A 23,684-nucleotide genomic window follows, 5' to 3' on the forward strand; every position below is an offset into this window, starting at 1 on the left:
TAAAATCCCAACAACTGAAAAAAATACGTAGTCTTGAAGAATTCAACGCACTACTTTTTTTAATAGTTCCGGTATATTTGGGATAAGTTCCCAAACAGTCATTAATGATGTGTACTGAAAACAACGAGAATTATCCAAAAACTACCCAATAAGCCGGCTTGTTACCGAGCGAGGAAAATTTCTATGTATAGTAAAATTGTGTTAGACGTCCCCCTGAGCAGCCAACAAGAACTGGATACACTTATTAAAAAAAGATGTTCCTCTACACCGATAGTACCGGAATTAGTAGAAGAAAAAGAAATAAGAGCGCCTGAAGCCTATAATCGTTTTCGGAATTTAAAAGAAAAGGAAGCGTTCCAAAAAAAGCTGTTACAGAGCTTGCAAGAACAATTCGCTCAAGAGTTTGGTGCCGCAGACGCGGACTATCTTATTAGTGATTTTCTGCAATTAACTGAAATTATGGAACAAGACGGCGCCTTAATTTTTGGAAAAATGATTGACACGGATAGCTTCCAGGACCTAATAAAGCAGTACACAGAGAAACTTGCGATAGATGGAAGTAACAGCTGGATTCATTCTTATATTAATCTAGGTAATCATCCTGATTTTCTGAGCACAAATCAATTTAACAAAGCGTTTATTCATCCATTACTGATAGCGCTTATCTCCTATTCCTCCGGTGGCCCCATTCGTATTGTGGATGCTCGTGGAAAAGATGCTGAGCCATTAGCAGTTCAGGCCCAAGATAATATGTTGCACATCGACAATACGCCTTTTCGTAGAGAATTTAAAATTATTGTCACTTGGGAGCGCGGCAAACCTAGCGGACCTAAAGGGCAAAATTTTGTATTTATTCCTGGGACCCATAAAGGAGTTCGCAATTGTAATGTTTCCGATAATGGGGATGCTTGGTCTACTGAAGACGGTTCCATTTTTACCTCCCCAAAAGCCGTTCAATCTATATTTGATTTACAGCAAAAACTAACAAGGAAGCCCCCTACTGTGGTTGAAGTAACTCATCCTGAAATGCCACTTACCACAATATTTGAAGCTGGGGCCCTGGTTCATCATCGTTATCGTACATTGGAAAAGGATACTCCGCGAAGCTGCATCATCATGGCCTTTCATCGTGCTAAAGATAATCCAGGGCAGTTTTTAAGTAACCATTATTTAGATACTATCGCGGAAGCTGGAAGCTTGATTCATTTGCTCATGGGAAAACATAGTGAGAATACTGAGAAACATTTTATTGCAGCAATTTTAGCAACTACTAAAGTTATTGCAGAAAAAATTATTGAATTAAGTGCCCCCAATATCCCTGGCACAAAAATTATTCCGCTCCCCACTCGTATTTTGAGTGAGGAGTTAGAGAAATGGAAAACTACAGTTACTTCTGCACCAACAGTTGAGGAAATAAAGATTAAAAGTGCTTATTTCCAGTTAGGAGCGGAACTTACCCCCGAATTACTTACGGAAATGATGAAGTATGATAAGCATGGCCCCCTAGATCTTATTCTTTATGGGGACGGCCATGAGGAAATTCGTAAATGGGCACGTAATCGCATTCGTGAAATGCCCATGAGTCGTTTAGAAAATCGCGTCCAGCAAATTTTTTCTTGGGATTTAATCACCGCCCCGAGTGTTTCCGCGCTACTTTCGCCATTGGTACTGCAAAAAATTGCTAAGGATTTAGTATGTTTTATAGATGGGCTACCGACACAAAATAAGGCTTATTTGGATAAGAGTGAAAAAATAACATCCGAAGTTGCTTATCGTTCACTGCGGCAATTGATTGATGATTTAGGGGAGGCCATAGTACGCTGTACATCACGCCAAGTATTTTTATCAACCAGTTTATTCTTATTCTGGGCCAATGATGAATTATCCCGGCTTCTTGGAGGAACTGAGGAGCAGCCCCCCTCCTACTTAATGAAAAATAGTAATTTATTATTATCTCATTACCTCACAACTTATGTGTTAATAGAAAAACAAATTCAGATGGAGCAAAAACTGCAAACAAGCTTTGATCTTAGCAAGAAAAATCTATCTTCGCTCAGTCTCTTTGCCCCCTTAGACATACCAAAAACAGATAAATCAGAACTTGCGAATTCAACACTGATATTTTAACAGCCCGATCAATAGGGGAGACTTTCAGATGATCTTTACCTAAACCCTAGGAGTTTTGCCATGTACACTTCCAAAAAAATTGTTTATTAAATCAAACTATTTTGAACAATTCTATGGACTCGCAGCCTTTAATCGCCCAAAATAATTGCGTTTTGCGCCTGGGGAAAATTTTGCGACAAAACCTGCTGTTTAACTCAACTTGTTAGTTTGAATGGATTAATTATGACAAAATATATAAGAAATATAAGTGTTTTGGTGTTAATGATGGTATGTCACCTCATATTTGCAGGAAGTGGTATGCTTTTTAATGTTTCGTCAACAGGGACGTCAGCTGATGTGGAAATTACCCTCTGCTTAAATGGAAAAGGGGCTTTATCGTGTCAAAATTATGATGTCTCTTCTTTAAGTTTAAATATATGCGCGGTACCAAAACATTCTTATCCAAATGCTGGAATTAAAGTTAATACACCAGATTTTAAAATAGGTAATTTAGGCATGGATTGTGTGCCAGCGGGTAATGGGTATTGTTTATTTCCAGTAAGCAACACTACATGTAGGAGTATCTCCATAGTTGCCAATACACCACTGTCTATTTCTCCAACATCACTACCTAGAGCTGGTCTGAATAACTCTTATAGTCAAACAATTATCGCAAGCGATGGTACGGCTCCATATACTTATGCCATTGTTTCTGGTGCGTTACCACCTGGACTTACTTTTAATACATCAACTGGAGTAATATCCGGAATACCTACTACTGCTGGGAACTTCTCGTTCACTGTCACAGCAACCGATGCCAATGCAAATACAGGTTCTAGAGGATATACCATTGTTGTCTCAACCTCACTTTGTGTAAATAGCACAACCTCTCTTCCTTTTGATTTAGATAATGATTATACAGGAACGGGATCTCCAGCTTGTGGTGACAATGGTAGCAATTCGGGCCGCTATAAACTGTTTCAATACGACAGTTTTTTTTGTAGCGGAGGACAGTTAACAGCAAGCACCTGCGGTCAAACAACTTTAGACACGCAACTTTCGGTATTTCAATCTCAAGTACCTCCTTTCGGAGCCTGTATAGCGGGTAATGATGATTTTTGTAGCGTGCAAAGCCAGGTTACTTGGAGTGCAGCGGGAGAAGTTTATGATATTGTTATAAATGGATATGGCGGTGCAACTGGTAGTGGTTCTATAATTGTAACCTGCACTTGCTAAATTACAGTTTGTCGCAAAACATTTTTGTCTTGCGACAAACTCCAATTTTATCGTATTTTCTAACTTCTAAACATCCGGCTTGGGATGTTGAATTAACCCAGTGAAAAAGTTCAAGACCTGAGCTCCAATATTCATACGTATTCTTAATTCTCGACCATGTCATCCCAAGGTGATTGAGCGGAAAAATCCAATAAATACAGCTCTGCGGATGAAAAGGTACTGCTTGCATAGATGCGTCTGTTAATAGAACATCGTAACTGCTCGGTGTTGATAAAATAAAAACTATTATTCTCATCCCTGGTTCGTTGACAACACAAAGATCCGGCATGAAGTAAAGCGCATGGGGTCCCCTGCTTTTTAGTAATTAACTTTAAATTAGAATAATGCAGATGTCCTGTGCAAACCACATGAATCGGGCTTTCTTTTAAATATTCCAAAAACTCTGTGGCATTATTTAAGGGGTGGTGCATTCCGGAAAAATACTTAAGGTTATGATGAAAAAACAGAATATTTAACTGGGTGGAGTTAGTAGAAAAATGATTGTTAATTCGGGTTAAGGTCTTAGCACTTAAGATTCCATCCTTAACTTTATACGGTGTTGCACTGTTAACCCCTAAGATCTTCACTTCCTCATTCTCATAGCTCATTTCAAGGTTTGGGGAAACATAAGTTTTAAAACGTTTAAATGGGTGGTAAAAACGCAGAAAAAGATTGTCCATAGGAATGTCATGATTGCCTGGAACGATTAGCTGAGGGGCCCCTAAACGTTGCAAGAACTCAGATAATTGCTGAAATTGCTCCGCTCTTGCTCTTTGAGTCAGATCCCCCGAAATAATAATAATCTCAGGTTTCAATAGAGCAAGATCCTCAATAAAGGGCTCAATGATGTCAGGATCATGCATCCCAAAATGCAAGTCAGAAATATGAATTATTCGCATGGTAAATTCGTTAAAAGTGTTAAAGAGCCCGGCAGCATTTCATAGTATAACGGAGTTTTTACTTTACTCGTTTCACCATCTAAAGAGATGGTAACTTCTTTCTCATGGCGAAAATGAATTTCAATAGGATGTTCTGAGTGGTTTCTTTCAAAAAGATTTTTACTACTGAATAAGTGCTTTATCAATTTAAAGATACGAATTTTTCCGTGTTTAAAATAATAAATACCTAATAATGCTTTTTGGAAACTTTCTCGTTTAATGGCTATCGGAAATTCATAAGAATAGACATTATTACTAATCATCAAAAAAGAAGTATGCAAGGAGAGAGTCAAATTTTTACTTTTTAAAGTGAGGTTAAATGATCTGTGTTTTTTGAGACTCTCAATAAAACCAGGAATATAGCTCAACCATTTATTGTAATATTTACTGTATTGATCTCGTTTATCTGCAAATTTTGGATAAAAACCAATGGATGAATTATTAATAAAGATTAAGTCATTTACTTTAGCCAGATCAATTTTGCTGGTCTGCTGCCTCTTTAGGCTGGCAATCAACTCATCCACACTAAGTGGTAATCCCATTTCTTTGGCAAAGTGATTCAAGGTTCCTAATGGAAGGACTCCCAATATTATGGGGGTATGAACACAATGATGTGCCGCTGTTCGTATGGTACCATCTCCTCCACCAACTAAAATAGTATTATGTTTTTTAGTACATTTTTTTATTATTTCTGACAAATCTTCAGGAGTTGTCTCATAAAGCTCATATGTAATTTCTGCATCGTGCAAACCTTGCAAATAGGCAGTAGCTTCACTGTGATTTCGCGCTTTTTTATTGATAATAACGGCAATAGTATTCATCTGCACACCTCTTATATGTTTCGAGTTACAGTGACTTAGTGTTAAGTATAGATTGATAGACCGAATTACAAAAAAATTTGCCGGTAGTTTTCGTTCTTAAATTGCCTCTATGACTTTTCTGGCCCACAATAGGCGAACAAGCCAATTGGACAGGAGGTTTCTAGTGATTACAAAAATGAAGTCTGCGGCGATTGTTTTTGCCCTTTACATCCTCTTTTTTACTGGGGCGATAGCCCAAGAGCGCCCTACTGCTACCATTTTTGAAAATGTACGTATCTTTGATGGGAAAACCCCAACCCTTTCTGGACCATCGTATGTTCTCATCCGTGGTAACATCATTGAGCGGATTACGAATACCCCTATTCCTGTAAATAATCAAGCCAATACCCGAATCATAGCTGGCGGTGGAAGAGTGCTGATGCCTGGCCTCAGTGACATGCATTGGCATGCTATGCTTGTTCGCCCAACTCCCAGCCAGATGATATCGAACGACATTGGATACACAACGCTGTTAGCAGGTGCAGAAGCCACCGCAACGCTCATGCGCGGATTTACAACGGTAAGGGATATGGGTGGCCCTGTCTTTGCTCTGAAGCATGCCATTGACGAAAATATTATCCCCGGCCCACGAATTTATCCATCAGGCGCGATTATCACAGTAACCGGGGGCCACGGAGATTTCCGTGAGCTTTGGGAGTTACCGCGAACTCCTAAGGCAATGAGTCGTGTGGAGCATCTTGGGGGAAGTGTAATTGCGGACAGCCCGGATGAAGTTAGAAAACGCACACGAGAACAACTCATGCAAGGTGCCTCCCAAATCAAGCTAACTGCGGGTGGAGGAGTCGCCTCTCCTCTTACTCCTCTTGAGGTCACTACCTTCACTGAAGCTGAATTACGGGCCGCTGTTGAAGCGGCTTCAAGTTGGGGAACCTATGTGGCGACGCACGCCTATACGCCAAATGCCATTCAACGTTCTATAATGGCAGGTGTCAACGTGATTGAACACGGCCACCTTATGGATGAAGCAACAGCAAAGCTCATGGCCCAAAAAAATATCTGGTTGAGTACGCAACCATTTATTGACCTTGGCGGAGCAGCGATGCTTACACCACTTCAACAAGAACAGATGCGCCAAATTATCCAGGGAACTAATTCTATGTATGAATTCGTAAAAAGATTCAAGATTAAAACTGGTTTTGGAACAGATATTCTCTTCTCAAAAGCATTGGCTGAGCGTCAGGGCCAGGGAATTGTCGATCTCACTCGTTGGTTTACGCCCGCAGAAGCTCTTATTATGGCGACTTCAATCAATGGTGAATTGTTGGCGCTTTCCGGAACCCGCAATCCTTATCCAGGAAAATTGGGGGTTGTGGAAGAAGGCGCGTTGGCTGACCTTCTCCTCGTCGATGGCAATCCGTTGCAAAATATAAGCCTTGTCGCAGACCCTGGAAACAAGTTTCTCATTATCATGAAGGATGGAGTCATCTATAAGGACATTATACCTAAAGTTTAATTTGGCATTATGAATGTTTGCCTTGGATAGGTTATCAAAGCCCTAGGCTTAATCTTCTTAATGGCATCACGTAAGTTTCTCTTGCCCAATAACCTGTACACTTACCGTGGTTTGACCACTGCATCCGACTTTTGATCTTATGTAAAGTTAAATTTGGAATTGAGGTCTATATTTAAGTTAAAAGATGAACTTTTTAAGAGGCATTCATGGATGAAAAAATATTAGAATCACTTCTCAGCGAAAAAGATCGCATTGAAAGCACTATTTCTGAGGAACTTGCTGAAAAAGATATCCGAGAAATACAAAGCGAAGAATTAGAACTATTAAATAAAATTCTCCAACAGTTAAAAAAAGAAGAGTCTATTAATGATCTTGCGTGGGAAAAAAATAATTTATTTTATTCAATTTCTCTACTTAATCATAACATTAGATTTTATCCTACATTATTGGGTCTTAGATCTTCTTTAGCTTGGATTGATAAAGCACTTGCTACGAAAGGAGTCCTTACTCCTCGCCAAAAGACAGAAATGGAACAAGTCACTATTGATTTATTAGGTGATCATGTTAATACACTAATCCATATTGTTGATGGGGAATAATTTTAATTGAGGCCACCGTGGGGTCGGGTATTTTTTTTTATGCCCCATGGTTTTGGTGGGGAATATTAACAAATTAGACCATATTTATCTCTAGCTGGTACGGTGGAGCAGTCAGGAGTAACAATATTATTAGGGCTGTCAGTGTGCGCAGTACCTCTGCCAACGAATGGAATCAACCTCTATCTTCATTTAGCATGAGTTAAATAAATACTGTCGTTCTTAAGTTATAAGGAATCATTGGGTTGCATTTTGTCTCGAGCAAACAGTAAGATGGGACACCATTCTTACTCGCTCATCCCCTCTTACTCCATTTCTCTCTTCATTCAAAAGAAACAAATTTGAACTATTTGAATATTTAATACCCTGAACTTATACTTTATTTATCCATTGAGGAAAATTTACAAGTACTTCCTGGGGATATTGTATGAGCAAAAATAGACATATCTCTTCTGAGACAGAAATAAAACTGCATTTTGAGCATATGGGAAAAGGTAGTGAAAAAAAACCGTTAGTTTTCCAAGTGCAGAATGTACGAATGGATTTTATTCAGTATTGTATTAACCAAGGTCCACAGCTTAAATCACCTGAAACCGAGTTAAACAATTATCTAAACCGAGCATCACATGCTTCTACGCAAACTTCGGCAAATCCTCCTTCTGTAGGAGATTTAAATCGTCAAAAATTATCTGCACTTTTTGCTCATCTTTCCGCATTTAATTACCAAATGGAAGGATTGGTTATAGAGCCTGTTGCTGTAGCTGATCTGATAAAAAAAATGCGCGAAATAAATAATATGAGTGATGATGAGGCCGCTGCATATTTAGATAAGTTGTTAGGTGGAAAGATTCCTGGACAGCTGGACATGCGCATGGATGAATTTTTATTGTATGTTGGAGGGATGTATCAAGAACAAGGAGTTAATTTTCATTGCTATTTGCGAGAGAATTTTTTTCAACCGCTGAAACCTGAGGCCGTAAAAACGTCGGGGCCAGCCTTAAACTATTTTATGCCAGATGTGTTTCATCAGCAACACATCAATACCTGTGAATTATCGAGTGTAATGACCGTATTAAAAAAAGTAGCGACTAATTTTGATCAAATGCAAGAATGGTGTATGGCTAATAATGAAGTGATGCCTGAGACTGTCCTCCAATCGCGGGAAAAAATTAATGCCTTGGAGCAGCAGTTTGAGCAATTTTTAAATAATCCTGATGCCTTTAAGGAAAAGGATATAAAAAAACTTACTCAGGAATATCGTAAAGAACTTGAAAAAATCCAGGTGCATATGGAGCAAGCTTTGGGTAAGGAGATGAACCCTGAGATTGTCCCTTACCTTAAAAAGCACGCGAATCATACCTTAGCTACTATTCATCATTTTATCACAGCTCGAGTCATGCCTGATGGGTTTGATGTAGAGGATTATAAATTGAAGGACGCTTTAAAACCACATCAAACTCCTTTTCAAGCTAAAGTGCTAGGGGATCATCTAAATATTATTGTTGAAAAGGATATTGTGAAAAATTTACATAAAGACAATGATAATCCTGAAGAGAAAAAAGGGTTTTTAGACAACATAAAGCAGATGTTTCTTTATGGCAAATCACGCGCATTTACTGAGTTTGTTGTCTGTGGTCATGCTCTTTTAATGGATATTTGTAATAATGGCATTTTAAAAGTTATTGAGCATCGTAATTCAAAAGATGAGTCAACCATTTTATCCAAAAATGGGTTACGTGATATTGGTATCCAAAGCCCTTCAGGCAACGGTCCTAGTGCGCTCAAAGAAACAGTCGATAGCATTGAGCAGAAGCTCAAAGTTTTATATATGGAACGAGATAATATTGTTAAAATTAAAGCAGGGATTCCTAGCGAGTCATCAATGTTTGAAGAAATGAATACATTACTCGCAAAAAAAGATGATGAAATACGAGATCTTCTGGAAGTAGAAAAGAATGTTAAAGTGAAATATGGTTTAGAAAAACATGTTAGCCCCGAATCCTCATTCAAAAACCATAGAGAGGCATTTAAACAAATGAAAGAGGAACATCAGATAAAACAACCTAAAAAAGAGGTCGAATTAGAACCTGTTGCGATGACTGCACCGCCCAGTTTAAGCTAGCGCACTCCTAATGCCTTTTCTCCTCCTCGGATTATAACTTAAGGAGTTTCTATAAGCTCCGTTGTGCTTCATTGGAGTAGCAAGTGGAGAATAAGATGGTTCTGAACTCCATAATGCAGATTAATTTAGTGCTAAACTCAATGTAAATTGATTGAAGGAGAAGCAGAATGGATTTGCAACTACAGGGAAAAACCGCGTTGGTCACTGGATCTACTGCGGGTATTGGTTTGGCAATTGCTACACGCTTAGCTGAGGAAGGAGCCGTCGTAATTATTAATGGGCGTTCACAAGCGCGTGTGCAACAAGCGATAAAAACTATCAAAGAACATGCCGCAAACGCAGAATTAATCTCTGCCCCAGCTGATTTATGTAATAAAAAAGAAGTGGAAAATCTTCTTCGTCGAATACCTACTGTAGATATTCTAGTCAATAACGTAGGTATTTATGAGACCAAACCTTTTACAGAAATTACGGATGAAGAATGGCTGCATTTATTTGATGTTAATGTAATGAGCGGGATTCGTTTAAGCAGGCATTATATTACTCCAATGTTACAAAATAATTGGGGAAGAATTCTTTTTATGTCTAGCGAATCTGGTTTACAAATTCCAGGAGATATGGTGCATTATGGAATGAGTAAAACAGCACAGCTCGCCGTTGCGCGCGGTATCGCTGAAACTACTGCTGGAACCAATGTTACTGTAAACTCGGTGCTGCCAGGGCCAACTAGTAGCGAGGGTGTTAGTGAGTTCGTGGCGAATATGGGAAAACAGCAAAATAAATCTGCAGCACAAATTGAACATGAGTTCTTTGCCCAGGTAAGACCTACGTCTTTAATTAAGCGTTTTGCCACTGCGGAAGAGGTAGCTAATATGGTGGTATTTTTATGCAGCCCACTTTCATCGGCTACTAATGGTGCATCAATCCGGGTAGATGGTGGCGTCGTTCGTTCTATTGCCTAAAATCAATCATCTCTTTAGATTGTCAAGGAAGAATGGGGGCTGCCCATTCTTCAAATACTTCTTTACTCATTTTGATTTTTAAAATGAATTGCTGGTCATCCTATGAAAAGAGTAATGGTGAACTTGACGTAAATGGTATGGTGCGAGCGATTGTGGACTATAAAAAAGAACCGTTTGGAAAGCGGCTTAATTGAGAATTAACATTTTGTGGGTTATCCCACCTGCCCCATATATGAAACCATAATGATTGGGGTGACCGCATATCTCCAGCCCAAACTGGTAATGAGAATATTAGTGCGATTTGTGCATACTACACACTGGACAAGTATCCTATCCAGTTCAAGGAGAATCCGCTATCAACTTACTTAAAACATTCCGTCCAAGTTTAATTCTTTCATCACCAACCCCTTTATTTAAAAGAATAACTACACCAACTTTTTCATCTGGAATATAAGCCATGTAGCTTGACATTCCATAGCCGGAACCAGTCTTATCTATAAATATCCTATTTTTAGAAAACCCATTGTTTTTTATTATTTCTTTTTTACCAAAAGTTGGATTTCCATCATTATCATAATCAATGAAGTAAGTATCACCCGTAGATTTTCTTAATTCTGCAATAATATGTGCCTGCCAAGCAAGTTGTTCACAAGCTACTTTGTCTACAAAACAATATCTATTTTCATGGACTACTGGAATGGCCTTAGCGAGATTTATTTCTTTTAAAGAGGAGTAATTGATATGAGCATTCAGATAGTTTGCCATATCTGAAATGGTGGATTTTAGCGATGCTGCAGCAAACCATGCTTCAATATCTTTGCTATAAGATACAATGTTATTATTTTTATCATGGCCTAAAGCGATATACTTTTCTTTTTCCATCGGCACGGTTAAATAAGTTGAACTCATATTTAATGGCCTTAAAATTTTATCCTCTAAAATATCTTGATATTTTCTAGAGTATACATTTTCTAAAACGTAGCCCATTGCCCCTATACCTGCATTCGAATAATAGTACTCGCTTCCAGGAGCTTCTTGCCGCTTGAATTGATTTAAGCGGTTAACAAGATCTAAATAGGTCTTTGGTCGTGGCGCAAAATCAAATGGGAATGAAGACACGTGCGCAAGTAGCTCCCTTGAGGTAATTTCACCTAAATTTTTATCATTATTGAGTCCAGGAAAATACTTATTAAAAGGCACGTCTAATTTCAATTTGTTTTCGACGGACGCGACCGAAACTAACGTTGCTGTAAAGGTTTTTGTGAATGAAGCAATCGTATAAATTGTATCGTTTGTAGTCGGAATTTTTTTTAATTCATTGGCAAATCCATAATTAAAAATAAGTGTTTCATTTTTATTTAAGACAGCAATAGACATTCCCTCAACTTGATTTTCCTTCATAAATTTTTGAGCTAAATCATTTATTTTTGTATTTGAAGTCGAAAAAGAATTAATTGGTATTAAAATGGCGAAAAAGAAAAACATTAAGCTATTAAGTTGATTCATAATCCAAATCTCCGGTGAACTGGCGATAAAACACAGCTCCGCAGTTTATATAAGTGGGCTATTTTATGATGATGTGTCACGGAGTATCAGCGCGATTTTCATATCAGCAAGCCAGCAGTATAGGCAATCGCCCATTTTTTCTCAATAATGCCTAAAAATAGCGTTTAGGATATACGTTCTAGGATGGCGATGGCTTACTAAAGAACCTTATATTTAAAATCTTAAATGGGTGGCTAGTTAATGGTATAATTTGACATACTCAATTAGAATTAGTGGAAATGAGGGTATTTTAACGGGAGAAGCTTTTGTCAAAAAAAATACAACATGTTGTGATAATTGGCTCAGGTTTTGGCGGATTAAATGCTGCAAAAATATTGGCGAATCAATCTGGATTTTCAGTCACTATTATTGATAAAACAAACCACCATCTCTTTCAACCATTATTATATCAAGTAGCTACCGCGGCCTTATCTCCTGGAGATATTGCAGCCCCTATTCGCGAAATATTCCGATCTAGTAAAAACGTCAAAACGTTAATGGCCACCGTGATTGCTATAAACAAAAACGATAAGGTCATAACCCTTGATGATCACCAGAACATTTCCTATGACTATCTAATCGTTGCACCAGGATCGCGGCATTCCTATTTTGGACAAAATCAGTGGGAAAAATTTGCTCCTGGATTAAAAACCTTAAAAGATGCTCTGCGTGTTCGCGAAATGATATTAACTTCATTCGAATTAGCGGAAAATGCTACTGATGCATTACTCATTGAACGCTTATTAACGTTCATTGTTATCGGCGCCGGGCCAACAGGAATCGAAATGGCAGGGGCAATAGCTGAAATTGCGCATCAGAGTTTACAAAGTAACTTCCGATCGATTGATCCTAGTAAGACCAAAGTCTATCTTATTGAGGGTGGCAATCAGGTTCTCAATAGTTACCCTCATAAATTAGCATTTTATGCACAACGTACTCTTGAAAAAAAGAGGGTAACTGTACTGTTGAATACAAGGGTCACGGAGATTACCGATGAAGGTGTAGCTTTTGGTGAGCAATTTATTCCGGCACACAACATTATTTGGGCAGCCGGTAACGAGGCGTCTCCCCTATTAAAATCACTTGATGTACCCTGCGATAAATCAGGCCGTGTTATTGTTCAGCCCGATTTAAGTCTGTCGACGAATCCTGATGTGTTTGTGATTGGCGATGCAGCCTGCGCCCAAGAAAATAATCAGCCCTTACCCGCTATTGCACCAGTTGCCTTGCAACAAGGAAAATTTGTTGGAAATTTAATTAGAAAACAATTCCCCCTGAATAATAGACCGGCTTTTCATTATAAAGATAAAGGCATGATGGCAAACATTGGCCGATTCAATGCCCTTGTATTGTCAGGTCCTTTGCAATCCAGCGGTTTTTTCGCATGGCTAGCTTGGTGTTTTGTTCACATTTACTTCTTAATCGGCTTCAGAACTAAAATATTGGTCTTTATAGACTGGGTCTTCTATTTTTTTAAAGGACAAAGAAATGTGCGCTTAATAGTAAGACCTGCAAAGGCGAGAAAAAAAGAAAAAAACTCCTATATATGAATGAATAAGTTACTACTCGGTGGGTGCTATGATTGGTGGTTGTAAGCGTATGGGATTATTACTACATATGTTTTATTTTCCCCTTAACACATAATTTTTGCATGCTGGCTATCAGGCAGCAGACAACGGGTATTTTCCAACTCCTTCAAAAATTCTTGATAAAGGTGGTTAAAATTACCTAAATATTCTTTTAGAGCATCAAGTAGAAAATGAATAGCTGCAGTCTTGGTATGCGTAGTTGAGCTTTGAGTTTCTTGCAGCACCCTTAGGGTGATAAGAACATTAAAACTGGCTTTTAATAGGGCTTCGGTAAGCTGCCAAAATCCTGCTTTTGGGAACAATTTAGGTTCATTTTCTGGAGAGTAAACTGGTCTTAAGTCCGCTTCAAAGGAAAATAAATCACGGTATAAAACACTATTTGGATGAGATATTTTTGAAAAATTGGTTTTAGTCGTATCATCCACACAATCTAACTGTTCAACTTGACGTAATAAATTCTCCAAATAACAATTAAACTGAGCAGCTAATTGCGCACGATCGATATTATTAAAATCAAAAATACTTTTTTCATCAGATAACGAAATTACATTTAACCAAAGATTCATTTGTTCATCAAAAGAAATAGCCTGGCTTAAAGGCAATCCAACAGTTATAGGTGTGCTTTCTTTGTAATCTAGTTGGTTTGGACCGATTAGACTGTTGGTAAAATCAGATAATGCAGTCATTTTATTTAATCGTTGCATTAAAATCTCAGATAAATCATTAGCAAATAGTTGATAATTTCCCATTTCGCCAAAGCGGATGCTCGTAAAGGACTCGAGATATAAATAGTTAGCCAATTGCTCTTTAATATCATTATCCACTAAATCAACAGGTAATTTCCCTAAAATGCTATTCATCATACTTACAAGTGTCTCTTTATTAATTTTTTCTAGTAATTGCTTTGCATGCGTAGAAATAGCCGGGAAAAGGCCTTTGATTCGTTTATAATTTAAAAAATAACCTTTAGTATATCCTTTATGATTAAAAAATCCTTGATATTCAAAAGGATACAAAAGATCGTCATTATTCCTCTTATGACCGTAATAACGAAAGGCAGCCCCCCAATCAATACGTGCAAATTGAATAAAAGGCTCCTCCATTGAAGATAATATTTTTAAACAAACTACATTTCCGCTGTGTACACTATGATCCCCTAGCAATAATGAAAACATTAATGCTATAGCTAAGCCATAATATTGTTTTAATTGAGTCAGTAATAAGTAAGAGTGGGGACCATAGAACATTTCCCAGAGCGGGTCTCGATCAGAACCATCATTATATCCTGTCCCAATAACTTTATATAATTCCTGAAATTCAACTTTAGGTTGAATAAGTCCATAACTGCCATCTTCGAATTGAATTAATTGGGCACAAATCAGCGAGGAATGATATATTTTTTCAATGAAACCTCGGCTCTTAAACTCTTCCAACAATAGGCCTGCGAATAGTTCAGTGAATAGCTCTCGAGCATCCTGTGGCTTTTTTACAAAATATTCAACTCCAGTGTTATCCGAATAAAAACCATCTACATCATTTCGGTTTTTACCGCCCTCTTTACTTTTGAACTTTGTGAGCTCTTTTCCTTGATAAATAAGCATCATTAACTCAAGCACGTCCATTTATACCTATTTTTATCATTATTAAAATTTTTTAGGAAGATTTATTAAAATGATAAGATTTTTATCTATATAATCTGATGTAGAAAGGCGTTATTTCATAATAATTTTTGATAAAAAATCCTAGCAATTAATTCAAACTAATTTCAAGAGAATGAAAACTTATGCTAATCAAGTTAATCATAAGCACATGTTTGGAACTCTCTTTCGACTAAAAGCGATTTATTGTTAGTAATTTGGCCACTTAAGTTACCCAATTCTTCTTGAACTTGGGTTAACATCCAAATAAAAAGAGATTCTAAATTATTTCCAGAATGTTTCGTGATTTCAAAATCATCAAAATATATTTTTGCAGTGTAAGTCAACATTTTAATTCTCGATATGAAGAAGATAAAGGCGCAAGACGGATGCGAACAAGAAGGTATAATGTGGTGGGGTCGAAAAGAAAAACGTTTATACAATCTAATTTAATTATAGCACAGATATATTATAGTTTTTTGTAGATAGTGTTGGGCCTATCAATACAAGTTATTTATAGGTTCAACAATGGGAAGCATCGATTATGGTCTAAAAAACTTATATACAAAAATAAATGCAATTCCCACTACAGCGCAAAAAATACTTGCTAATAGTATTCCTAATCGAGCCGCATTAATAAGTTCTTGAGGGAGCGCTAGATTTGCGATAAAAATAGCCATTGTAAACCCAATCCCGGTTAATATACTGCCACCAGCTAGTAAAAACCAATTAAGGTCTTTAGGCCGAGTTGCTAATCCGAAAAAAGCAGCAATAAAACTAAAGCAAAAAACTCCTAAAGGTTTTCCTAAAATGAAACCTAAAAAAACAGCCGTGGTAACCCCGTGGGTAAAATCCGCCGAAGATATAGATATTCCTGCATTAGCTAATGCAAATAAAGGTAAAACTAGGTAACCGATCCATGGGTGTAAAAAAAATTCCAATCGCTCAACTGGAGAAAGAACTTCACGAGCAGCTACTTCGGTCATGTGAAGTGCTTTACGATCTTCAGTATCACCACTCCAGTGCTCTCCTGGTGGGTAAGAAACCATATGTTCTAAAATTTTATGTAATCGTTTATCACTTACCCAAGTTTTAGTAGGAGTCATTAATCCTAAAATTACTCCGGTAACCGTGGGATGAATTCCTGAGGCATCTATTGCAATCCAAATGAAAAAACCAATAAAAAAATATACCCCAATATTACGAATTCCCAGTGCTTTCATTATCTGTATAAAAATCAATCCTAATAATGATATAAAAAGAGCAGTCCAAGAAATTCCATGACTATATCCAATGGCAACAACCAGAATCGCACCAAGATCATCAATAATTGCTAGTGATAACATGAACATACGAAGACTTTGAGGAATATGTTTATCCAGAAGAGCCAAGCAGCCGATCACAAAAGCAGTATCAGTAGCCATAACTGTACCCCATCCTCTCTGTCCTGGCTCACCTGATTGGAGTATTAGATAAATTAGCGCAGGAATAAGCATCCCGCCCAAAGCGCCCATAATAGGAAATGCAGCCTTCCTAGGCTCTCGCAGCTCACCAAACACTATTTCTCTTTTCAATTCCAAAGAGACAAAAAAGAAAAATAACGTCATTAAGCCATCGTTAATCCATGCATGTATTGAGCGGGAAAATTCGAAATTTCCCACCTGAATTCCCAAAGGTATTTCCCAGATAGACAAGAAAGATCGTGACCAAGGAGAGTTTGCTATAATTAATGAAATAATGGTAAATAACAACAATAAGCATGCCGTACTAGTCTCAACACGAATATAGCGCGCCAAAGGTTTGGATATCAGATGAATTGGTTCTTTAGGTAATTGCGGATTTAAAGACACGTGTTAAAACTCCATTTAATGTGGATTACTTTTAGAGCTTCAAAATTAGGAAAAGATTTTCTTTTTAATATGGTTACTTAAAACCCGTCTTGAAGTAGTTTATATCCGGTTAATCCTCCAATTCCGATTTGCTTAGCACTTTCTGTTGCCCGCTACGGAAAGTACGAAGTGAGTTTCTCCGTCTATGAAGCGTTTTCCTCAAACCGGCTCTTTTGTGGTTCACTCAATAATATGGCAGCACAAAACTCGCACCGCCTAAAATATCTCCTGAATCAATTTTTAGAAAACTGTGTCTATTAATAAGTATAATTCGACTTTATAAACTGTCTATTAATTTATAAATTAATAGACAGTTAAATTTTCTCATATCCGAAAATTATTTGGGATATATAAAATTTTACTAAGATAAATGTTAGTTCATATCCAGCTTGGCTGGATATACGAGGAAACCCTATTCTTAGAGCAAATATCAATTTAATAAATCCCTGTTTTAATTCTTTGGTCTACGTCATGGTCATAGCCAAACTCTTTGGCTAGTCTCGCATGTTTTAAAACAGTCTCTATGGCACTATTTAATTCCATATTAAATAAATACTCTTCATCACATGCCCTGTGAGGTTGATTAAATTGGTGCTTTTGAGGATCAAATTTATACCTTCTGATTCGATCATAGAATAGTCGATAAAGCTCAGCATAGGTCGCACCATACATAGTTTGGTGCTTTATTGAAGAAGGGATACTAAACAACTCAATCTGCTCCATAAGGAATTGATATTCTTGTTGAGCATATTGATTAAATTCTTCTGAATAGCCATTTAAGATGGTGGCTATAGCAGCTTCTTTAAGCAAGTCATAATAAGTATATCCTCCTAAATACAGGCATAGGGAAAAAGGAAAAATAGGATGCGGAGATATGTTTCCATCATGCATTTTTCTTAACTCTGCTTGGATTTGGGCTTTACTGTCTCGCGCAATCTCAATAATTCCACCATATAATTCTTTGCTGGGATTTTGTATTAAACCTTTATAAAGCTCTTGTTGTTGAAGGCTAAGTGCATAGAGATTGACCCGAGACTTAGGTCCAAAAAAGCACAGTTTGCTTTGACTGATAAGTTCTTGCTTGCTGGTTTCAGCGTCAGGTATAATGAAATCAGGTAGGCTGCTCCCATAAGCTAAAAAGTCAGCATAATCTTCTAAGATTAATTGGCTTAGTGCGGTTACAAAATCTTGATGCGCATCTTGATCACGGAAATAAGAAACAGATACGATATCTTTATGGGTTCGAGGCAAGTATCGAAGTTGCAAAGAATTAGCATAGTTAAATCCATCTTGAGTGTCACCAAATCCCTCACATTCCCCAAAATTGGTAAATACTCCTTGATGGGTACGTAGTTTTTGTTCTAAGGCAATGGGATCCTCGATTAATTCTCTGATAGTACTGGGCGAAGCCAAATTTATCTCATTTTCTTTAAATTCCTCTCCCCAGAGTTGGCATAAATATGCCGATCTTTCCGCAATATCATAAGGGACAAAGATTTGTTGTAATAATGCTTGAGTTAACGAGGTTTCCCGATTTTTTTCGCGATTAAATAGCTGAATATAACGTGCAACACGCTCTTCTGAGTGAATACCCAATAGCTTTAACATATCGCAGATGATCCGTTCTGTTGGCGTACGATCATTTTCTTTGGCATTAAAATACCACCAGAGCGAAGAAGAAGAAGTAGTATGAGCACTTGAAATTAAGGAGGGGTTACAGGCGATGGCTCGTTCCTGAAAACCTGGAGTGTTATTAAATATTTCTTGATCTGTTTTTCTACGTCTCATTTTAAGGAGAAATACATCAACATCATCAAAGGCCTTTTTCATAAAATCATAGAGCCGTAATTCTTGAATTATAGGTAACGTAGCACTTGATTTATTGGTCAGTATCGCTTGCCATAAATTAATAAAGCTATAGAGTTGTAAACTGTTAGGTTCAGCGGTGTGGTACATTACCATGTGGTTAGGGTGTTGCTGCAAAAATGTTTCTTCTTGTTCTATAGCTTTTATTATTTGCTTAAAAAAATCCGAGTTGGCACATATTTGTAGTCCTGCATCGCCAATTTTTTCCCTTCTGGGACTCATACTCGACCAATTGATAGGGTGGAAATGGCTCTTTAAATAAGTCGTTAAATCGGTGTGTAGATTACCAGCAAAATCATCACCCAATTGTAATTTAAGTAAAGCTCGTGTTGGGCCGGAATATGCTGGACTTTCTGTCGTCTCAACGGGGGCATACTCTTTAGGCAAAGTTCTTTGTGCTAATTCACGACTTAATTGGTATCCATAGGCTCGTTGCAATACTTCATGTGCGGGATCTATTAGGGGATCTTTGTCTGCCATAATTGCTTGGAATTGATCATAAGTATCTATAGGTTGATATTTACTATTATCAGCTAAGGCATGAATAAAATGGGTTGTATGACTCAAATAGCTCCTTAACTCTTGATAGGCATTACTACCTTCGTCTTGAAGTTGTAATTCTGGGGCAATAAGGTGATGATCTCCGCTTTGGGAGATAAATATTTGTAGGTTATTACAAACAATGTCTTCTGCTTCAAAAGAGAGTTGTTTTTGTAACATTTTTTCCATAAATATTCGAGCATCTTTAAATGGGGCAATGTCATCGTGTACCGAATGCGTAATCAGCAGAGGAACTTCATCGGGCATAGAGGCAGGGATGGGGTATTTTACTCCACCACTTAAGTGAGCGCCTTTAAAAATAGGTTCATAAATTCCTTTTTTAACCCCGGCTAAGAGATGCGCATTAATGAAAGAACCAAAACTTCCACCTCTCAAATAAATTTTTTCTCTATCTACAAATGGCATTTCTTGAACGTATTTAGTCACTGCGTAAACGTCCTGAGGGCCATAAATATGATATTTGTCTTCACATTCATGTTCCCATTTGTACCATTCAAGCGGTTTATCACCAATTTCAGGATAACCTGTGCTTCCACGATAATTGGGGCAAGCCACTACAAATCCTTGAGAAATAAAATAAGCAATTTCTGCATGCAATTTATTTTTATCCATATAAACATTAGGGCCACCATGGGTATGGATGATTAAGGGAGCGGGAGGTTGTTCGCTGCCATTATGTTCCGGTACAAAAAGCACAAAAGGAATTTGAGGTTGGTTTTTAAACAATGCGGGAGCCATCTTATCAGTGAACTGGAAAGGAGTATCTTTCATTAACCGCTGATATTCGTCTGCAAAAAGTTTTTTAGAATCAGGGGTATTATTTTTTGTTTGGGCGTTTTTTTGCAGTATGTAAAGCTTTATTAATTGTTCTAAGGTCATGGACATAGTTATGGGCTTTTTGGTTCCGAATTGGAGAATTAATATACTATTAATGGCTTAAGAGAATATTAAGTTAAGTCAATATGTTTACATACTGGAGTATAAGCATGAACTTTTTTGGATATAATCGTCGTATAGGTAGCAAAGTGATCCTAAAGCCATATTTGGTCTTTATCGCTATGTTTCTTATAGTGATGGCATATACAATCAGAATTCATTTCACATAGGTTTGGTGTTAATGTACTGCTCTGTCCAAAACAAAATTACAGCTTGGATCGCTATTCTTTTAGGGCTGAATTAATTAGGTAAAATAGATATGATTGAAATTGATCACACATTACTAAGCGAAGAAGCTCTTGATAATTTAATTATTGAGGTAATTACCCGCCAAGGTACTGATTATGGGGAGCTTGAACAGCCTATTCAGACTAAGAAAAAACAACTTTTGCTTAATCTCCAATCTGGTAATGCGGTTATTGTGTTTTCTTCCACAGAAAATGTTTGCGATATAATTTCCCAGGAAGATTTTCTAAACTTTATGAAATTGAGTAGTTAGAACAAGTCAACAAAATATAACCCCGCTGGGTTTGCTAGGCAGAGAATGATTCAATATATCTCGAACTATTCTCAAGCTTTTATTTGTATAAACCTTGGCAACTAATTTTCCTCTATAGAGAATACTATGTATAAATTAATCCTCAAAATAGCGATTGTTTTTCTCTGCGCGCTCATTTGCTTTGATGAGAAGCCTTTATATGCGGCTGAATTTCCAAACATCCCATCCCTGCTCCCTCCCCTGCATGCACGTGCTGGGTCTTCAATAACATCAGATGTTTTACTTCAGCTCCCTTCAATTAATTCGAGTAAAGCCACTATTTCCTGGGTTAATAATCATACGCTTATTTATGTGTTACCTGTTAACAAACAAGAGCCGGCTAAGCTCAAGGGATATGACTTGAACAGCAATCAATATATGGATTGGGGTGAAGGCGGTATTCCCAAGCCGTCTCCTGATGGACAATGGATAGCCTACATTAAAGGAACAGGCGAAGATACCCAGCTTTGGTTAAGGAATAATAACAATGGTGTGACAACCCAATTATCACAAATCACCGGAGGCATAAGCGGCTCCTATAAGTTTTCTTATGATTTCATGTGGTTACCTGATTCAAAAAGACTCATCCTTACCTATCAACCCTATGCGAAATCCCGGGAGAAAAAAGAACGTCCGGAAAGTAAAATTATATTGCTTGATAGAGTTACAGGGCAGTCCCAACTGTTAGCATCAATTGATGCGATTATACGTTATCCCGCTTGGCTTCCTGGAACTGAACGTATTGTGTTTGTAAAAGAGCGTAGTACTTTCTTCTATAATGACGAAGAAGATACTGAGTGGATTCAATCATTAAATCTTCTCAATAAATCCATAGAAACGTTAGCTCAATTTAACGGTTTACAACAATTTCTTCAGCCGACCCCATCACCTAATGGAAAATCCATTGCACTTCTTTATGATGCAGATAATCCTATTTATAGTTATATGCTAAGTATTGGTCTGTTATCTACTGAGCCAACAGCCCGCACCCAAGAGAGGACATTAAATCGAGTAACTAATGAAATGCAACTCAACTTAGCTTCCTGGTCTCCTGATAGCCAAAATATTTATGCGTTAAGAACTTATGGTGCTTATTCCCAGCTTTATCGTATCGATACAAATACCGAAAGTTCGGCACAATTGACCGCTGACCCGCTTAAAATTGAAACTTATGCTCTATCTCCAGATGGTTCAAAGCTCGCATGGATTGGTGAGGACGCGTATGGAAATAATGTAGTGAAATTAGCTCATAATGATGGCTCTCATAATAGAACGCTCGATAAACAGAGCATATTGACACCCGATATAGCACTTAGCGAGATTCGCGAAATTGAATGGGTGACGCGTGATTACCCTGTATCTATGCGCGGATTATTAGTGATGCCCTTAAACTATAAAACAGAAAATAAATACCCCTTAATTGTGGATATTCATGGTGGTGATGCAGGAGATTCCATCCATTTAACAGGAGGTGTTCTGGTTTCAACATCAGTCGAATGGCAACTCTGGGCTGCGAAAGGCTATGCCGTATTTGTGCCGGAATTTCGTTCATCGGCTTCTTTTGGTGCTTTAGGTATTTCTCGCGACTTATTTACTGAGCATGATCGTTTAGGTGGTGATCTTAAAGATATTGAAAGCGGTGTAGACTCCCTGATCAGTGCAGGAATAGCTGACCCTACCCGGCTCGCGCTTATTGGGCATAGTGCTGGCGCATTAAGAGCAAATTGGCTTGCTGTCGCGACGCATCGATATAAGGCGATTATATCTAAAGAAGGATGGGCAGATGAATGGACACAAGCACTACATGAATCACCGAATAAGCGTCATTATGCAATGTATGGCGGTACTCCTTGGGAAGTACCTGAAAATTACTTAAAGAATTCGGCTCTCCATCATGCTGCTGCGGCAGATACTCCGGTTTTATTTTTGATGGCTAATCCTGCACTCGGCGGTGCAGATGCGTACCAAACCGTATTTCAATTATATTATCACTTAAAAAATAATGGTATTGATACGCAATACACATATTATGCTGATGAAGGTCATGTATTTAATAAATTTATAAATCGGAAAGATGCATTAGAACAATGTGAAAAGTGGCTGGATAAATATTTCGCGATTAATAATGAGGAAAATGAATGATTGAAATTAATTTACTTAATTTCTGCAAGGAGATACATAGTATATTTTGGAATCATACCAACAAACAATGGGCTCGGTATTTATCACCTTTATTGCTAGGTTGGGATGAAAATTACTTTTTAGCTTTTTCCTGTTTGCAGGAATTAGCAAAGGAACGTAATTTAATTATTAGTGAAAAAGATTTTCATCAACTAAAGCATCATTTTAATGGAAAAAATGGGCGAAATTTTTTAAATAATCGAGATTTAACTCTTAGTTTAAATATTATAAAAATTAAAAAGAGGATAAAAGGCGCTTCGCTCTACTTGTATATTGATTCTAATAAAAAAGTACACAATTTTTATTTTAGTAATAATGAAGATTTGGACACGGTTAAAGAATTTTTTAGAAACTCTCTCGCATCGAACGGTTTACCTTATCGAATATCTCATTTGGTCCAGAAAGCACAAATGATAAGAAATAAATTTGATATTATAAAAAATAATCCTGACATAGATATTTTTTAATCATGGTTGTAGAGCATCATTGTTGTTTTATGCCCCCCTAAAAGTACGGCTATTTTGAAGTAATAAATTTCTTCCTTCACTTCTAGGCGTTCTTGCTACAAGGTTAAAGCCTAAAAAATTAAAAATCTGATTATTTATGCTA

17 protein-coding genes are annotated in these 23,684 nt (G+C 37.4%); 10 read left to right on the forward strand and 7 right to left on the reverse strand.

Going from position 1 to position 23,684, the window contains the following annotated elements; all coding sequences use genetic code 11:
• The first annotated feature begins 183 nt into the window (after positions 1–183).
• Together E1P08_RS12975 and E1P08_RS12980 are read left to right on the forward strand one after the other, a co-directional pair.
• A complete protein-coding gene (locus tag E1P08_RS12975; protein WP_133137439.1) occupies positions 184–2,127 on the forward strand; it encodes a hypothetical protein in 1,944 nt (647 codons plus the stop codon).
• A gap of 222 nt (positions 2,128–2,349) precedes the next feature.
• Positions 2,350–3,342, forward strand: coding sequence for an Ig domain-containing protein (locus tag E1P08_RS12980; protein ID WP_133137440.1), 993 nt, complete (start codon positions 2,350–2,352; stop codon positions 3,340–3,342).
• Between the two features lie 143 nt (positions 3,343–3,485).
• On the opposite strand, the gene E1P08_RS12985 is transcribed toward E1P08_RS12980, so the two are convergent.
• Positions 3,486–4,280, reverse strand: coding sequence for a metallophosphoesterase family protein (locus E1P08_RS12985; protein ID WP_133137441.1), 795 nt, complete (start codon positions 4,278–4,280; stop codon positions 3,486–3,488).
• A complete protein-coding gene (locus tag E1P08_RS12990; RefSeq protein ID WP_133137442.1) occupies positions 4,271–5,140 on the reverse strand; it encodes a diacylglycerol/lipid kinase family protein in 870 nt (289 codons plus the stop codon). The genes E1P08_RS12985 and E1P08_RS12990 overlap by 10 nt, the downstream gene beginning before the upstream one ends.
• A 163-nt stretch (positions 5,141–5,303) precedes the next feature.
• Between E1P08_RS12990 and E1P08_RS12995 the strand changes: the two genes are divergently transcribed.
• The 4 genes from E1P08_RS12995 to E1P08_RS13010 all read left to right on the forward strand — a co-directional run bounded on the left by E1P08_RS12995 (position 5,304) and on the right by E1P08_RS13010 (position 10,333).
• Positions 5,304–6,653: a metal-dependent hydrolase family protein gene (locus tag E1P08_RS12995; RefSeq protein ID WP_207387370.1), complete on the forward strand. Its 1,350-nt coding sequence runs from the start codon at positions 5,304–5,306 to the stop codon at positions 6,651–6,653.
• A gap of 206 nt (positions 6,654–6,859) precedes the next feature.
• Positions 6,860–7,252 (forward strand): hypothetical protein, encoded by a 393-nt coding sequence (locus tag E1P08_RS13000; RefSeq protein ID WP_133137444.1) that lies wholly within the window; start codon positions 6,860–6,862, stop codon positions 7,250–7,252.
• 424 nt (positions 7,253–7,676) lie between these two features.
• Positions 7,677–9,371 carry a hypothetical protein gene (locus E1P08_RS13005; protein WP_133137445.1) on the forward strand — a complete coding sequence of 565 codons (1,695 nt, stop codon included), beginning with the start codon at positions 7,677–7,679 and terminating at the stop codon, positions 9,369–9,371.
• A gap of 167 nt (positions 9,372–9,538) precedes the next feature.
• On the forward strand, positions 9,539–10,333 hold the full coding sequence (locus E1P08_RS13010; protein WP_133137446.1) for an SDR family NAD(P)-dependent oxidoreductase: 795 nt from the start codon (positions 9,539–9,541) through the stop codon (positions 10,331–10,333).
• Between the two features lie 339 nt (positions 10,334–10,672).
• Here E1P08_RS13010 and E1P08_RS13015 read toward each other — a convergent pair whose 3' ends face one another.
• The gene (locus tag E1P08_RS13015) at positions 10,673–11,839 is read right to left on the reverse strand and encodes a serine hydrolase (RefSeq protein WP_133137447.1); all 1,167 of its coding nucleotides are present in this window, start codon (positions 11,837–11,839) and stop codon (positions 10,673–10,675) included.
• Positions 11,840–12,144: 305 nt separating this feature from the next.
• On the opposite strand from E1P08_RS13015, the gene E1P08_RS13020 reads away from it, so the two are divergent.
• Positions 12,145–13,428, forward strand: a complete 1,284-nt coding sequence (locus E1P08_RS13020; RefSeq protein ID WP_133137448.1) for an NAD(P)/FAD-dependent oxidoreductase — start codon at positions 12,145–12,147, stop codon at positions 13,426–13,428.
• An 83-nt stretch (positions 13,429–13,511) separates the two neighbouring features.
• Here the strand turns inward: E1P08_RS13020 and E1P08_RS13025 are convergent, their stop codons facing one another.
• From E1P08_RS13025 to E1P08_RS13040, 4 genes are all read right to left on the reverse strand, one after another.
• Complete coding sequence (locus E1P08_RS13025; protein WP_133137449.1) at positions 13,512–15,089, reverse strand: hypothetical protein; 1,578 nt, start codon at positions 15,087–15,089, stop codon at positions 13,512–13,514.
• 173 nt (positions 15,090–15,262) lie between these two features.
• On the reverse strand, positions 15,263–15,454 hold the full coding sequence (locus E1P08_RS13030; protein ID WP_133137450.1) for a hypothetical protein: 192 nt from the start codon (positions 15,452–15,454) through the stop codon (positions 15,263–15,265).
• A 192-nt stretch (positions 15,455–15,646) separates the two neighbouring features.
• Positions 15,647–16,954, reverse strand: a complete 1,308-nt coding sequence (nhaA, locus tag E1P08_RS13035) for a Na+/H+ antiporter NhaA (protein WP_133137451.1) — start codon at positions 16,952–16,954, stop codon at positions 15,647–15,649.
• A 474-nt stretch (positions 16,955–17,428) separates the two neighbouring features.
• Entirely contained in the window at positions 17,429–20,305 is a 2,877-nt protein-coding gene (locus E1P08_RS13040) for an alpha/beta hydrolase family protein (protein WP_133137452.1), read from the reverse strand.
• Positions 20,306–20,615: 310 nt separating this feature from the next.
• Here E1P08_RS13040 and E1P08_RS13045 point away from each other — a divergent pair, with 310 nt between their 5' ends.
• The 3 genes from E1P08_RS13045 (at position 20,616) to E1P08_RS13055 (ending at position 23,542) form a co-directional block, all read left to right on the forward strand.
• Complete coding sequence (locus tag E1P08_RS13045) at positions 20,616–20,855, forward strand: YheU family protein (protein WP_133137453.1); 240 nt, start codon at positions 20,616–20,618, stop codon at positions 20,853–20,855.
• A 126-nt stretch (positions 20,856–20,981) separates the two neighbouring features.
• Positions 20,982–23,036, forward strand: a complete 2,055-nt coding sequence (locus E1P08_RS13050) for a S9 family peptidase (RefSeq protein ID WP_133137454.1) — start codon at positions 20,982–20,984, stop codon at positions 23,034–23,036.
• A complete protein-coding gene (locus tag E1P08_RS13055; protein ID WP_133137455.1) occupies positions 23,033–23,542 on the forward strand; it encodes a hypothetical protein in 510 nt (169 codons plus the stop codon). The genes E1P08_RS13050 and E1P08_RS13055 overlap by 4 nt, the downstream gene beginning before the upstream one ends.
• The last annotated feature ends 142 nt before the right edge of the window (positions 23,543–23,684 follow it).

Origin of the sequence: Legionella rowbothamii (assembly GCF_900639985.1) — a bacterium.
Classification (GTDB): Bacteria; Pseudomonadota; Gammaproteobacteria; order Legionellales; family Legionellaceae; genus Legionella; species Legionella rowbothamii.